Origin of the sequence: Xanthomonas sp. WHRI 6108 (assembly GCF_040202385.2) — a bacterium.
GTDB classification, from domain to species: Bacteria; Pseudomonadota; Gammaproteobacteria; order Xanthomonadales; family Xanthomonadaceae; genus Xanthomonas; species Xanthomonas arboricola.
The window spans coordinates 4,100,870-4,115,118 of sequence record NZ_CP168198.1 but is presented as its reverse complement, the minus strand read 5'-3'; the positions used below and the strand labels follow the sequence as shown (position 1 = coordinate 4,115,118).

Genomic DNA, 14,249 nt, shown 5'->3' with positions numbered 1-14,249 from the left:
GAGCTGCCATGACGCCGTTGGACAAACCGTTACGCCGCGAGCTGCAGATCGGTGAGCAGGCCTATACCCTGGTCATCGACCCGCAGGGCTTGAAGCTGGTCGAAAAAGGCCGACGCAAAGGCGTGGCCTTGCGGTGGGACGAGCTGGTCAGCGGCGATGCCGCACTAGCCCGCGCGCTGCAGGCCTCGCTCGGCGAGTCCTGAGCGCAGCGCGCGGGAAAACTGCCTCAGCGCGCAGGAAACAACCGTGCCAGCTCGCGGACCGCTGCTGCGGACGCGGCGTGATCCGGCGTGGCATCGGGGTTGTTGAAATCGTGGGCACCTTGCGACTGCACCAGCAAGCCATCGCGGCGTGGCACCACATTGAGATTGTGGCCGCGCCAGACCAAGCCGTAGGTCACTTCCGGTTGCGGAATCAAGCGCGCGGTCTGCCCACGTACCGGGATGACGCTGTCGTCGCCAAGCAATGCACGCGCGCCATAGCCGGTGGCATTGACCAGGATCTTCTCGCGCAGCTGGCCGAACTGGCGCGGATGCTCGAAGTTGCGCGTGTACAGCTCGCCGCCGGCCCGCAGAAAGTCGTCCATCAGCAGGCGCGCGTAGGCGCTGAGGTTGAAGGTCAGCTGGCTGTAGCGGCGCACGAACGGCACCGGAAACGGATGACTGCCGGGCGCAACCGGTTGCGAGCGTGGGCCGAGATCGTCGAGCAGGTCGCGCTCCAGTGGCGGGTAGTCCGGCTCGTGCGCTTCGGCCGACGCGCTCGGTTGATCGAACGGCACATCCGACAACGCATAGCCATCGCGCCATTCGATCGGCTCGCCCGGCAGGCCCAGCAGGGTCTGGTAGCGGCGAAACGAAATGCGCGCCATCTCTTCCCAGCGGGTCCTGAAGTCGGCGCTGGCGTGCTCGCTGGTGCACACGCGCGAGTCCGGCGACCACACGCCGGTGGCGTAGAACGAGCGCACATCCGGCAGGCGCTCGCGCGCATAGATGCGCACACGCAGGCCCGCACGTTGCGCCACCAGCGCGGTGGTCAGCCCGATCGCGCCGCAGCCGATCACCGCCAGCTCGCGCGCATCCGCATCGGCGGCCTGCACCAGCCGCAGCGCATGCTCGGCCGCGCCCCACGACAGCGACCACCCGCTGCCGCCATGTCCATAGTTGTGCACCACCGTCTTGCGGCCGATGCGTTCGGCCTCGATCCGCGGCCCCTGCGCACGGAACGGGCGGGTGCAGCCGTTGATCGCAATGATGCGATCCACCGCCGCACGGATCGGCGCCAGCGGCGGCGCTGCGGCGAACTGGTCGGGCGAGGCGCCCGGCGACGTGGCGGGTAGCGGCGAGGACGGCGCAGCGGCCGCCTTGCCGGTCGTGGCCCAGCTTCCGGTGGAAGCGGCCGCGAGCGCGAGGCCGGCGCTGTGCAGGAAATGACGACGGTGCATGCGGCTCCTGAGCGATGTAGAGAAGGTGATTGGGATAACGGCGCCCGCGCGGCCGGCCACGCGTAGCGCGCGCGGTGCAGTACCGGTAAACGCCAGGCCCTGCGCTGCGCGCCAGCGACCGGCACCCCGCAGCATCGTCGGTCGCGCACGCCGAGCATACCGCGCGCATCTGTGCCTGCCACCGCCGACCAGGCCGGTTTCGCACCGCGATCTGGGCAGTTGAAGCCGCGCCAGCGGCCATTCGTCGCCCGGGGGCGTTCGCCCGATCGCTTGCCGGCTATGCTCGCCGCGTCCCAACCCAACGAGCTCCCACCCGTGTCTGCCAGCGTCTTCCTGATCGTGCGTATCGTGTTCGCCTGGGCCGCCGCGTTGCTGGTGGCTGCGATCATGTGGGCGCAGCTGTTCGGCTCCACCGGCGCCTTCTTCGGGCTGATCTGCGTGGTGCTGCTGACGCTTGCCCTGATGAGTGCGATCACGCATGTGCGCCGGGTGCGCCTGATCGCCGGGCGGCTGGATCACGACACCTTGTCGACCCGCCAGCGCCGCCAGATCGAGGTGCCGCTGGACGTGCAGGCCAGCTTTGCCGTGGTCGAAGAGGCCGTGCGCGCGTTGCCGCGCGTGCAGGACATCGAATGCGCGCCCGGCAGCCTGCTGATCCGCGCCAAGGTGCGCCGCATCGACCCTTACGAGGGACGCCAGCCCTCGCGCTGGAACCTGTTCGCGCGTTTTGCGATCAAGCGCAATCAGGTACTGGTGACGATCACGCCGGGGCAGGGCACCAGCAGCGTCACGGTGTTGTGCGAACCCGACGCCGGTGCCTGGGTGGATCTGTTCGCGGTGGACGAAGGCAGCAATTACGAGAATGCCGAGGCGATCAATCGCGCGGTGGTGCGCCGGGTCGGCGAGCAACGTCGCGACGAGCAGGCCGCGGCCGAGCAATCGGTGATGGAAAAGGAACTGGCGGTGGCCCGCCTGAACCTGCTGCATGCGCAGGTCGAGCCGCACTTTCTCTACAACACGCTGGCCAGCGCACAGGTGCTGGCACGCACCGACCCGCCGCGCGCGGAGATCATGATCGGGCACCTGATCCAGTACCTGCGCAGCTCGCTGCCCAGCGCCGACGGGGCCATCTCCACCCTGGGCGAGGAACTCGAACGCACCCAGGCCTATCTGGAAATCCTGCGCATCCGCATGGGCACGCGGCTGGTCCTGCAGGTGGAGGTGCCGTACGAGCTGCGCGCGCTGCAACTGCCGTCGATGATGCTGCAGACCCTGGTGGAGAACGCGATCAAGCACGGGCTGGAACCCAAGCCCGGCGGCGGCACGATATGGATCCTGGCGCGTCGCGTCGACGACCATGCCACGCTGACCGTGGCCGACGATGGCCAGGGCTTCGGCACCCACACCCAAGGCACCGGCATCGGCCTGAAGAACCTGCGCGAGCGGCTACAGTTGATCTACGCCGGCAAGGCCAGCTTTGCCATCGTGTCCAATTTCCCCAGCGGTGTGGCCGCCACCATCAGCCTGCCGCTGCCGGCGCCGATGACCGCCACACCCATGCCGCCGCCGTTGCCAGGCACGCACAGCTCCACCGCGCGGGTGCAGGCATGAGCGCGCTGCGTGCGGTGATCGCCGAAGACGAAGCGTTGCTGCGGCAGTCCCTGCTCGCGCTGCTGGCCGAGGTGTGCCCGCAGCTGCAGGTGGTGGGCGAATGCGAAGACGGCGCCGGCGCGCTGGAGACCATTGCCGCGCAGCAGCCGGATGTGGTGTTCCTGGATATCCGCATGCCCGGGCTCACCGGCATCGAGGTGGCGCGTGCGTTGCGCGAGGTCAGCCCGCGTACCCAGGTGGTGTTCGTCACGGCCTACGACCAGTACGCCATCGATGCGTTCGAACACGGCGCGGTGGACTACCTGCTCAAGCCGATCAGCCGCGAGCGCCTGCAGGCCACCTGGCAGCGCGTGCAGCAACGCGCTGCCGCCGGCCAGCCGGACGGCCAACTGCTGGAGGCCTTGTTGCAGCGACTGTCCGCGCGCCCTGCTGCCGCCAGCGCCGCGCCGCCACTGGCCTGGCTCACCGCCAGCAGCGGCCGCGAGACGCGCCTGATCGCGCTGGACGAGGTGGCGTATTTCCAGGCCGACCAGAAATACACCACGGTGATGACCGCCGCTGGCGAGGCGATCCTGCGCACGCCGCTGCGCGAGTTGCTCGACGTGCTGGATCCGCAGGTGTTCAAGCAGATCCACCGCTCCACCATCGTCAACATGAAGGCGGTCGCCTCGGTGGTGCGCGAGGACACCGGCAAGGGCCGGCTGGCACTGCGCGGGCGCAGCGAAACGCTCACCGTCAGCCAGCCCTTCATGAGCCTGTTCCGCGGCATGTAATTCCCCCGATCGCATCGACTGAAAGGATTGCTGATATGCGCCTGATCGCCTCCCTCGTGTATTGCCTGCTTGCCTTGGCCGGTTGCCACGACCGCAACGGCACCACCTCCATCACCCGCGCCACCAGCAATGGCCAGGACGTGATCTTCAGCAAGACCCTGGCCACCGCTACCGACCTCAATGTGCACTGCCTGGCCAGCAGCAGCGGTCGCTGCCATTACCTGGTGTATGAGGAATACTGCGCCGCGCCTGCCGCGGGCAACACCACAGGCACGCCGGCCTGCGCACGCAGGACGCTGGACAGCTTTGCGCTGACACCCGGGCAGGTGCGCGAACTGCGCGGCATTCCGCATCAGGCGCACACCTGTGTGGATACCAGCGCGCCCAGCGCCGATTGCCATGGCTGAGCGGGCCTTGCAGTCCTTGCTCGGCGAAAACATGCTTCAACTATGTAGCAAGCCATGCTGCAACCGGACGCAAGCCTGAATACGCACTGACGATCAGCGGCCGCTTCTGCGATGATTGCCGGCTTGTTGCCGGTTCACGGCGTCCTCACTGCCAGGCTTCTCATGTCCGAACAATCGCTACGCCGCGACGTTGGCCCCTTCGCCCTCATGCTCACCGGCCTGGGCTCGATCATCGGTTCCGGCTGGCTGTTCGGTGCCTGGCGCGCTGCCGGCCTGGCCGGCCCCGGTGCGATCTGGGCCTGGATTCTGGGTGCGGCGATCATCACCACCATCGCGCTGTCCTACGCGGAACTGGGCGCGATGTTCCCCGAGTCCGGCGGCATGGTGCGCTACAGCCATTACTCGCACGGCTCGCTGGTGGGCTTCATCGCCGGCTGGGCCAACTGGATCGCGATCGTGTCGGTGATCCCGGTCGAGGCCGAGGCCTCGGTGCAGTACATGGCCTCCTGGCCATGGGCTTGGGCGCAGGGCCTGTATGTGCAGGCACCCGGCGGGGCCGGGGAGTTGTCGGTGCCCGGCCTGCTGATCTCGGCAGTGCTGGTGCTGGTGTATTTCTTCCTCAATTTCTGGAGCGTCAAGCTGTTCGCGCGCTCCAATACGCTGATCACCGTGTTCAAGCTGGTGGTGCCGGCGGCGACCGGCGTGGCCCTGATCGCCAGCGGCTTCCACAGCGAGAACTTCAGCGTCGGCATCCACGGCGACGCGCACGTGATCGACCTGGCCGCAGTGCTCACCGCGGTGGCTACCGCCGGCATCGTCTTCAGCTTCAACGGCTTCCAGAGCCCGGTGAACCTGGCCGGTGAAGCGCGCAACCCGGGCCGCAGCATTCCGTTCGCAGTGCTGGGCTCGATCGCGCTGGCCACGGTGGTCTACGTGATCCTGCAGGTGGCCTATATCGGCGCGGTGCCGCCGGACCTGCTGGCCAAGGCCGGCTGGCACGGCATCGATTTCCGCTCGCCGTTCGCCGAGCTGGCCATCATCGTCAACCTGCATTGGCTGGCCATGCTGCTGTACATCGATGCCTTCGTCAGCCCCAGCGGTACCGGCATCACCTATACCGCCACCACCGCGCGCATGGTCTACGGCATGGAAAAGAACGGCACCATGCCGTCGGTGCTGGGCAAGCTGCACCCGGTCTGGGGCGTGCCGCGCATGGCGATGTTCTTCAACCTGGCGGTGTCGTTCGTGTTCCTGTTCTTCTTCCGCGGCTGGGGCACGCTGGCGGCGGTGATCTCGGTGGCGACCATCATTTCCTACCTTACCGGCCCGATCAGCGCGATGGCGCTACGCCGGCATGCGCCGGAGCTGCATCGCCCGCTGCGCATCGCCGCGCTGCCGGTGCTGGCCGGCGTGGCCTTCGTGATGGCGACCGAGCTGCTGTACTGGGCGCGCTGGCCGCTGACCGGCGAGATCATCCTGCTGATGGTCGTGGCGCTGCCGGTGTACTGCTACTACCAGGCCAAGCAGGGCTGGCCGGATCTTGGGCGCAACCTCAAGGGCGCGGCCTGGATGATCTGCTACCTGCCGACGATCGCGCTGCTGTCCTGGGCCGGCAGCAGCGACTTCGGCGGCCATGGCTATCTCAGCTACGGCACCGATCTTGCGGTAGTGGCTGCAGTCGGCGCGGTGTTCTACATCTGGGGCGTGCGCAGCGGTTGGCGTACGCCGTCGGTGGAGAAGGCTGTCGCGCAGGCGTGAGCGCCTGATCGCTGATTGCTGCTGAAACAAGGCGTCTGTCTCCGGGCGCCGCAAACAAAAAACGGCCGGTGCACTGCACCGGCCGTTTTTTGTTGGTCGTCACGCACGCGATGGAGTGCAGCGACTGGCGCCGCCTGGCAGCGCACGCCGTGTTGCGATCGGACGTCGGGCAGATCAATCAGGCCGTTTCGCCAGGCGCGCGGCCTTGCCGATGCCTTGCAGCAATCACCGCATCCATCGCCACACCGCTACGCCAGCGTCCCCGCCGCCGCGCTGTGCGGAGCGGTATTGGTCACCAGCCGCGGCGCACCATCGAAGCGGTCCAGATCACGCAGCAATTCTGTGTAGCGACGCAGCCGCCCCATCTCGCGCATGTTGACGATGTCCTCGTGGCGCAGCTCGCGCTTGGAACTGACCTCCTGCTTGTAGCGCAGGACTTCCGGATAGCGGCGAGTCATGTCCAGCGCATCGGCCACGCATTCGACCGAATCGGCATCCGGGGTGACCCGTGCACGGCTGTTGAAGGCGCGCAGCCAGCGTTCGAAACCGGCGCTGTGGTCGAACAGATCGGCGATGTACCACATGACGAACAGGATCGACGCCCACGAAGTAAAGATGATCACCACGCGGCTGAAGGTCAGGTGGTAGTCGTTCTGCCAGAGCTGGTGGGTGATCACGCCCAGCAGTACCAGCGAGATCGCCTGCCAGCCGATGATCGAGGCGATCACCCACTGTTTCTTGGCCACCTTGAGCAGATTGAGCTCCTGGTCGAGCTGTTCGTCGGTCTTTTCGCGCCAGTGCGCGACCTGCTCGTCGAAGGAGAGCCGATGGAGTGCGTTGTCCTGCAATAGCAGGCCCAAACCCTGGAACAAAGCGATCATGACAAGCTCCTGACGGATGGCTGGTACGAACGACTTGCTGCACCCGGCAACGCGCCGGTGCCCTGGAGCGACCGGGCAGCGGCTGGCAGTGATGCTGGCCGGTACACGGACGGCCCTAGTTCTAGCACTTTCGCCGTGCTTGGCAATGCCTGCTGCGCGCGGAAGGCCAGCAATCCTGCGTACCGGCGCACAAATCGCGGTATTCAGGCGCTTTGCAGCGTGTGCCGGGCGATCGCAGCTGCCGTGCATCGCCATTCTTGCTGCACTGCACACTCCCGCCTGCGTGATTGCATCCGTGGCGGTTGCGACCGGCGCGACCCAGCCCGGCGTACAGATCGCGTGAGCGCCGCGCAAGCACGCATGCCGCGCAAGGTCCCGCGACAGGCGGGCAAGCACCCGTCGAGACGATCGGCGCGCATCGATACGAACAGCGCACACAGCGCCGTCTTTCACCAATCCCCAATCCCCAATCCCCAATCCCAGCCCCTCAGCACCACGACGCGGTCTTGCAGCCGGCTCGGTATCCTTGCGCGCATGTCAGCCGTCCTGCGTACCCTCACTGCTCCCGCCGCCAGACAGATCCATCGCTGGGTGCTGGGCGCGTTTCCCCGTGGCCAGAGCACCATCGACTACGACCAGCCACTCGGGGATCCCGGCATCTTCGGGCCCGACAGCGTCACCTGGCGCGTGCATTCCGAATTCCCCGGCATGTTGTCCGGCGGACTGTGCGCATTGATGCTGCAACTGCTGCATCCACGCGCGCTGGCCGGGGTCTACGACCATTCCAACTTCCGCGCCGATTTAATCGGGCGACTGCGGCGCACCACCAATTTCGTCGCCGGCACCACCTATGCACCGCGCGCCGAGGCCGAGCAACTGATCGCCCGCGTGCGCAGCATCCATTCGCATATCCACGGCCACACCGCCGACGGCGTGCCTTACGACGCCAACGACCCGCAGTTGCTGACCTGGGTGCACGTCACCGAAGCCTACGGTTTTCTGCAGGGCTGCCGACGTTATTGCCGCGACGTGCCGGCGCACATCGCCGATCGTTACTACGACGAAGCGCGCCGCGTCGCCGAAGCGCTGGGCGCCGCCGATGTGCCCGCCAGCGAAGCACAGGTCGATGCGTATTTCGCCACCGTGCGCGGGCAGTTGCGCATGGACACGCGCTCGCGCGAGGTGCTCGACATCCTCACCAGCATCCAGTTGCCGGTGCCGGCGGCCGGTCTGTCGCGCGGGGTGTTCCTCGGTGCCGGTACCGCCCTGTTGCCGGGCTGGGCCAGCGACATGCTCGGCCGCACCACCACGCAGCGCGCACAGGCACATGCGTCGGCGCGGCTGCTGCGCAGCCTGTCGCCACTGTTCCGCACCGCGCTACGCGACGGGCTGTCCGCACGCGCCTGCCGCCGCATGCAGCTGCCGCAGACGATGTTGCTGGAGTGGCCCGGGGCGCAGTGAGTGCGGGTGCTTGCCTGGTATGCAGGGCGGTGGTGTGACGCGGGGGCTGGCTACCAGATCCGCACCCGCTGCTCGGGCGGCAGATACAACTGCTCGCCCTGCTGCACATTGAACGCCGGATACCAGGCATCGAGGTTGCGCACGGTCTGCGCGCGGAAACGTCCGGGTGCGTGCACGTCGGTGAGCACGGCATTGCGTAGCGCCGCGTCGCGGTACTTGCCGCGCCAGGCCTGGGCAAAGCCCAGGAAGAAGCGCTGGTCCGGGCTGAAACCGTCGATGGTCTGCGGCTGCTTGCCCTGCAGCGACAGCTGATAGGCATCATAGGCAGTGGCCAGGCCGGCGACGTCGGCGATGTTCTCACCCAGCGTCAGCTTGCCGTTGACGCTCAGGTCGTCGAACGGCTTGTACGCACTGAACTGCGCGGCGAGCGCATTGCCGGCGGCCTCGAATTTTTTCAGGTCCTGCGGCGTCCACCAGTTGTGCAGCTCGCCATGTTCGTCGAACTGCGCGCCCATGTTGTCGAAGCTGTGGCTGATCTCATGGCCGATCACCGCGCCGATGGCGCCGTAGTTCACCGCATCGTCGGCGGCCGGGTCGAAGAACGGCGGCTGCAGGATCGCGGCCGGAAACAGCAGGCGGTTTTCCAGCGGTACGTTCAGCGCGTTGACCTCCTGCGGCAGCATGTACCACTCGCGGTGATCCACGGCCTTGCCCAGCTTGGCCAGATTGCGCCGGTACTCGAACAGCTCGGCGCGCTGCACATTTCCCAGCGCGTCGTCGCGGCGCACATCCAGCGCGCTGTAGTCGCGCCAGGTGTCCGGATAGCCCACCGCCACCGTCAGCCCGGAAATCTTGGCCTTGGCATGCTGCTTGGTCTGCGGGCTCATCCACTCCAGCGCGTCGATGCGTTTGCCGAAGGCGGTGACGATGTTCCTGACCATCTCCTCGGCACGCGTCTTGGTCTGGGCGCTGACGTACTTCTGCACATAGCGCTCGCCCACCGCTTCGCCCAGGGCCGCGTTGGTGGCGTCGATACCGCGCTTCCAGCGCTGCCGTTGTTGCGGTGTGCCTTCCAGCGTGGTGCCGTAGAACGCAAAGCGCTCATCGGCAAAGGCCTTGGACAGATACGGCGAGGCGCGGTCCAGCGCGCGAAAGCTCAGGTAATCCTTCCAGGTCTGCAGCGACTCGGAGCGCACCAGCGCCGACAACCCGGTCACCGCGCCGGGCTGCCAGACGATGAAGTCCTGCTGCGCCTTCAGGCCGGCCGCTTCGAAGAACGGCGCCCAGTCCAGGCCGGGCGCGTTACGCGCAAAATCGGCCTGTTTCCAGGGGTTGGCGCCGGCCTGCACGTTGTTGGTCTGTTCGGCGGTGGCGTGCACGCGCGCCATCGCGGTTTCCAGGGCCAGGATGCGCTCGGCCCTGGCCGCCGCGTCATCGATGCCGGCCAGTTCCAGCAGCTTGACGATGTGCGCGCGGTAGGCGTCGCGCATCTGCGTCATGCGCCCGTCGTCCAGATAGAAGCTGCGGTCCGGCATGCCCAGGCCGCCCTGCACCAGATACGGCACGTAGCGGCCCGGATGATGCAGATCCTGCGAGATCCACAGACCGAATAGCCGGTCGGTGTGGAAGTTGGTGGAGTTGAGCAGATCCACATCGGCGCGCAGCTGGCCGCCCAGGGTGCGCGCCAGCGCCTGCTTGTCATCCAGCTGCGCAATCGCGTCCAGTTCCGGTTGCACCGGGCGCACGCCCTTGGCCTCGATGCCGGCTTCGTCCATATAGGCCGCGTAGTAATCGCCAATCTGCTTGTCTTCGCCGGTGACACGGTCGTTGGCGGCGGCGCCCTCGATGATGTCGCGGCTGTGCTGCTCGGTCTCGATCGCGATGCTGACGAAGCTGTTGAAGCTGGAGCGGTCGTCCGGGATCTGGGTGGTCCTGACCCAGTTGCCGCTGGCGTAGCTGAAGAAGTCGTCGCCTGGTGCCACGCTGCGGTCCATGCCTGCCGCATCGAAACCGAAATCGCCCAGCTTGGGCGTGGTGGGCGCGGGCTTCGCGTGCGCCGTCGTTGCCGGTGAAGTGCCATCGCGGTGGCACGCGGCGGTGCTCAGCAGGGCAGCCGACAGCGCAGCGATCAGGACAGGACGGTGCAGAAGAGCCATGCGAGTGCAACTCGGAAACGAAAAACAGACATACCAGTGTAAATTGCCGCCGTCGCCACGTCCCGACGCGATGGCAGCGCGCGGCCGGCATGGCGGCCTGCGGACACGCGCGGTTCAGCGCCGGCGCTGGTACCAGAAACCCAGCGCATCGCGGGTCTGCAGCATGCCGCGCCCGCGCCACAGAAAGCGCAGCAGCAGGCTCAGGTGCTCGCGCTTGGAAAAGCTGCGCAGCTTGCGGTCGGAGGTGTGCACGGTCTGGCGCAGGATCACGAACCGCCCGCAGCGCGCCAGCGCGCGACTCAATGCCACGTCTTCGCCGGCGTAGTAACGCGTATCGAAGCCGCCGGCGCTGACGAATGCCGCGCGCGTGCAGAACAGGAAGCAGCCCGGGGCAATGCCGCTGAGACGGAACAGCCAGCCGAACGTCGCCTGCGCCATGCGTTCGAACCACGCGCGCCTGCCCTGCAGATGTACCTGCGCGCCACCGCCGACCGCGCCTGCATCCAGCGCCGCCAGCGCCGCGCCGACCACCTGCGGATTGATCAGCGTATCGGCGTCCAGAAACAGCAGGCGATCGCCCTGCGCCTGCTGCACGCCGGCATTGCGGGTGGCGGCGATATGGCGCAATTGCACCTCCAGCACCTGCGCACCGGCCGCGCGCGCGATGGCGGCGGTGTCGTCCTCGCAGGCATCGGCCACCACGATGATCTCGTAGTCCAGCTGCATGGCCTGCGCACAGGCGTGCAGGCATTGCAGCGTCTGGCCGATCAGTGCGGCCTCGTCATGTGCGGGGATCACGAAGGACAGCATGGCGGGACGTGGCACTCGGACGGTGGTGATGCCAAGTGTGCGAGCCATACCGGTGCGATGGCGTGAGCGCATGCAATCGCCGCACAGCTGCGACTGCGTGCACTCACGTGAGCACGCTCAGCGGCTGAGCGCGCCCATCATCGCTTCCGGATACCGCGTACCGGACGCGGCCTGCAGCGGGAAGATCGCATCGATGCGTGCGAGTTCGTCCGGCATCAGCGCCACATCGAGCGCACCGAGGTTTTCTTCCAGGTAGGCCAGCCGCTTGGTGCCCGGGATCGGCACCAGATCCTGGCCCTGCGCCAGCACCCAGGCCAGCGCCAGCTGCCCCGGCGTGATGCCCTTGTCGGCCGCGATCGCCTTGACCTGCTCCACCAGTTGCAGGTTGCGGGAGAAGTTCTCGCCCTGGAAACGCGGCGAATGGCGACGGTAATCGTCGGCCTCGAAGTCGTCCGGCGAGGCGAATGCGCCGGTCAGGAACCCGCGGCCCAGCGGCGAATACGGAACGAAACCGATCCCGAGCTCGCGCACGGTGGCGAAGACGCCGTTGTCCTCGGGCTCGCGCGACCACAGCGAGTATTCGGTCTGCACCGCGGTGATGGGATGCACCGCATGCGCACGGCGGATGGTGGCTGCAGCGGCTTCCGACAGCCCCAGGAAGCGCACCTTGCCCTGTTCGACCAGACGCGACATCGCACCGACAGTGTCTTCGATCGGCACATTTGGGTCCACGCGGTGCTGGTAGTACAGGTCGATGTGCTCCACGCCCAGGCGGCGCAGGCTGGCTTCGCAGGCCGCCTGCACATAGCCCGGGCTGCCATCGATGCCGCGCACCGACGGATCGTTGGGGTCGAGCTTGATGCCGAACTTGGTGGCCAGAAACACTTCGTGCCGGCGCGCGGCAATGGCCTTGCCGACCAGGATTTCATTGGTGTGCGGACCGTACATGTCGGCGGTGTCGAGCAGGCTGACGCCGTGGTCGAGGGCGCGATGGATCACCGCGATCGAGCCGGCCTCGTCGCTGCGATCGCCGTAGAACGCGCTCATGCCCATACAGCCGAGGCCGAGCGCTGAGACGGTGGGGCCGGAACGGCCAAGCGTGCGGGTTTGCATGGTGGAGGGAACTCCGTGCGGCGAACAAGTCAGGGGAGGATGCGGCGGCGCGCGTTAGCACGATGTGGCCCGTGCGATGACGGCGCTGTGGGCGGCTGGCGGGCTGCCGTGGCGTCCGCTGGGCGCACAGGCAAATGGCGCACAGCCAAGCGGTCGGCAGCACAGCGCGCAAAAACCCGGGCGCGCGACGCGACTGCACGCAAGCCCCGCGCATGTCGGCAGGCCAGGGCCCACCGCCATACGCGGGTGTTCTTACGTAGGCGCTACCACTGGCCGCTTCAGCCCTTGAGCTTGCCGGCGAATTCAGCCACGCGCTTGCCGAGCAGCTTGGCGGTTTCCAGATCGCCGCTGCGCGGCGCTTCTTCCGGCGAGGCATCGGAGGGCGAGATCGCCAGCGCGCCTGCCGAACCGGCGGTCCAGTTGATGTCCTGCGGACCGTGCGCCTTGGTGTTAGACGGCAGCAGGCCGGTACCTACCCAGACCTGGCCGTGCTGCTGCGACAGCGTCCAGAAATACTGGATGGTGGCGTACTTGTCGCCGTTCACCGAGGCCGAGTTGGTGAAGCCGGCGGCGATCTTGTCCTTCCAGGCCTGCGCAAACCACGGCTTGGAGCTGGCGTCGGCAAACTTCTTGAACTGCCACGCCGGCCCGCCCATATAGGTGGGGCTGCCGTAGATGATGGCGTCGGCTGCGCCGATCGCCTCCCAGGCGTCGTCGGGCAGGTTGCCGTCCTGATCGATGCGGTACAGCGTGGCCTCGCCGACGCTGGCAGCGCCGGCATGCACGGCTTCGGCCAGTTTGACGGTGTGGCCGTAGCCGCTGAAGTAGATGATGGCGATCTTGCTCATGCGCAGTCCTGTGGGTCGAGGGGGCCCCGATTGTGACCACACATGCCGTGTCAGGTTAATGACCATCGACGGGACGTACTGTTGCCGGGCTCATCAGCGCCCGGGATCGCCCATGCTGTCGACCAGGTAGTCGATGAAGCTGCGCACCTTCGGGGCCAGGTGGCTGCGGCTGGTATAGACGGCAAAGATGCCGATCTCCCCCAGTGCGTACTGCGGAAGGATGCGCACCAGCCGGCCGGCGGCCAGATGCTCGTCGGCCAGGAAGTCCGGCTGCATCGCGATGCCCAGGCCGGCCACCGCCGCTGCGCTCAGCACATGCCCGTTGTTGGCGCGCAGGCTGCCGTGGATGCGCACATCGCTATCGCCATCGGGCCCATGGAAGCGCACCTCGTCGCCGTTTGGCGAGTAGTGGTACAGCAGGCAGTCGTGGCCGGCCAGGTCGGATGGATGCGTCGGGGTGCCGGCGCGTGCCAGGTAGGCCGGCGCCGCGCAGGGCACCAGGCGGACCGTGCCCAGGCGCCGGGCGATCAGCGTCGGCGCCGGCTGCCGGGTGATGCGGATGGCGACATCGAAGCCTTCTTCGACCATGTCCACCAGCCGGTCCGACAGCGACAGGTCCAGTTCCACCTGCGGGTAGCGCGCGCAAAAGCCCGGCAGCAGCGCGGCCAGGCGCTCGATGCCATAGCTCACCGGCGCATTGACCCGCAGCACCCCGGCCGGCTCCAGCGCCTGCGCGCCGACCGTGGCCTCCAGATCGTCCAGGTCGGCCAGCAGTTGCAGGCAGCGCTGGTAATACGCGGTGCCGGCGCTGGTCAGGCTGACCCGCCGGGTGGTGCGGTTGAGCAGGCGGGTGCCCAGCCGTTGCTCGAGCGCGGCGACCTGCCGGGTCACGCTGGCGGTGGAGCGGTCGAGCGCATCGGCGGCCGCACTGAAACCGCTGCGTTCGGCCACTGCTGCGAACACGCGCATCGCATCGAGGGTATCCATGGA

General features: G+C 67.4%; 12 protein-coding genes and 1 pseudogene. 6 read left to right on the top strand and 7 right to left on the bottom strand.

Annotated features, from left to right (window positions below; translation table 11 throughout):
* The first annotated feature begins 8 nt into the window (after positions 1 to 8).
* Positions 9 to 203 (top strand): hypothetical protein, encoded by a 195-nt coding sequence (locus ABQ039_RS17230; protein ID WP_039513305.1) that lies wholly within the window; start codon positions 9 to 11, stop codon positions 201 to 203.
* Positions 204 to 226: 23 nt separating this feature from the next.
* Here the strand turns inward: ABQ039_RS17230 and ABQ039_RS17225 are convergent, their stop codons facing one another.
* Entirely contained in the window at positions 227 to 1,441 is a 1,215-nt protein-coding gene (locus ABQ039_RS17225) for an FAD-dependent oxidoreductase (RefSeq protein WP_126966588.1), read from the bottom strand.
* Positions 1,442 to 1,756: 315 nt separating this feature from the next.
* On the opposite strand from ABQ039_RS17225, the gene ABQ039_RS17220 reads away from it, so the two are divergent.
* The 4 genes from ABQ039_RS17220 to ABQ039_RS17205 all read left to right on the top strand — a co-directional run bounded on the left by ABQ039_RS17220 (position 1,757) and on the right by ABQ039_RS17205 (position 5,990).
* Complete coding sequence (locus ABQ039_RS17220) at positions 1,757 to 3,052, top strand: histidine kinase (RefSeq protein WP_349778373.1); 1,296 nt, start codon at positions 1,757 to 1,759, stop codon at positions 3,050 to 3,052.
* Positions 3,049 to 3,825 carry a LytTR family DNA-binding domain-containing protein gene (locus tag ABQ039_RS17215; RefSeq protein ID WP_102251152.1) on the top strand — a complete coding sequence of 259 codons (777 nt, stop codon included), beginning with the start codon at positions 3,049 to 3,051 and terminating at the stop codon, positions 3,823 to 3,825. The genes ABQ039_RS17220 and ABQ039_RS17215 overlap by 4 nt, the downstream gene beginning before the upstream one ends.
* Positions 3,826 to 3,860: 35 nt before the next feature.
* On the top strand, positions 3,861 to 4,232 hold the full coding sequence (locus ABQ039_RS17210; RefSeq protein WP_349778372.1) for a hypothetical protein: 372 nt from the start codon (positions 3,861 to 3,863) through the stop codon (positions 4,230 to 4,232).
* A gap of 162 nt (positions 4,233 to 4,394) precedes the next feature.
* Positions 4,395 to 5,990 carry an APC family permease gene (locus ABQ039_RS17205; RefSeq protein ID WP_024940772.1) on the top strand — a complete coding sequence of 532 codons (1,596 nt, stop codon included), beginning with the start codon at positions 4,395 to 4,397 and terminating at the stop codon, positions 5,988 to 5,990.
* Between the two features lie 248 nt (positions 5,991 to 6,238).
* Here the strand turns inward: ABQ039_RS17205 and ABQ039_RS17200 are convergent.
* Positions 6,239 to 6,960: pseudogene (locus ABQ039_RS17200) on the bottom strand (hypothetical protein).
* Positions 6,961 to 7,405: 445 nt separating this feature from the next.
* Here ABQ039_RS17200 and ABQ039_RS17195 point away from each other — a divergent pair.
* Positions 7,406 to 8,332: an oxygenase MpaB family protein gene (locus ABQ039_RS17195; protein WP_065032927.1), complete on the top strand. Its 927-nt coding sequence runs from the start codon at positions 7,406 to 7,408 to the stop codon at positions 8,330 to 8,332.
* A 50-nt stretch (positions 8,333 to 8,382) separates the two neighbouring features.
* Here the strand turns inward: ABQ039_RS17195 and ABQ039_RS17190 are convergent, their stop codons facing one another.
* The 5 genes from ABQ039_RS17190 to ABQ039_RS17170 all read right to left on the bottom strand — a co-directional run bounded on the left by ABQ039_RS17190 (position 8,383) and on the right by ABQ039_RS17170 (position 14,246).
* Positions 8,383 to 10,452, bottom strand: a complete 2,070-nt coding sequence (locus ABQ039_RS17190; protein WP_080931480.1) for a M13 family metallopeptidase — start codon at positions 10,450 to 10,452, stop codon at positions 8,383 to 8,385.
* 150 nt (positions 10,453 to 10,602) lie between these two features.
* Entirely contained in the window at positions 10,603 to 11,298 is a 696-nt protein-coding gene (locus ABQ039_RS17185; RefSeq protein WP_349778371.1) for a glycosyltransferase, read from the bottom strand.
* A gap of 117 nt (positions 11,299 to 11,415) precedes the next feature.
* Positions 11,416 to 12,411, bottom strand: coding sequence for an aldo/keto reductase (locus ABQ039_RS17180; protein ID WP_349778370.1), 996 nt, complete (start codon positions 12,409 to 12,411; stop codon positions 11,416 to 11,418).
* 278 nt (positions 12,412 to 12,689) lie between these two features.
* Positions 12,690 to 13,259 carry a flavodoxin family protein gene (locus tag ABQ039_RS17175; RefSeq protein WP_039518741.1) on the bottom strand — a complete coding sequence of 190 codons (570 nt, stop codon included), beginning with the start codon at positions 13,257 to 13,259 and terminating at the stop codon, positions 12,690 to 12,692.
* Between the two features lie 93 nt (positions 13,260 to 13,352).
* A complete protein-coding gene (locus ABQ039_RS17170; protein ID WP_039525174.1) occupies positions 13,353 to 14,246 on the bottom strand; it encodes a LysR family transcriptional regulator in 894 nt (297 codons plus the stop codon).
* Positions 14,247 to 14,249: the final 3 nt, after the last annotated feature.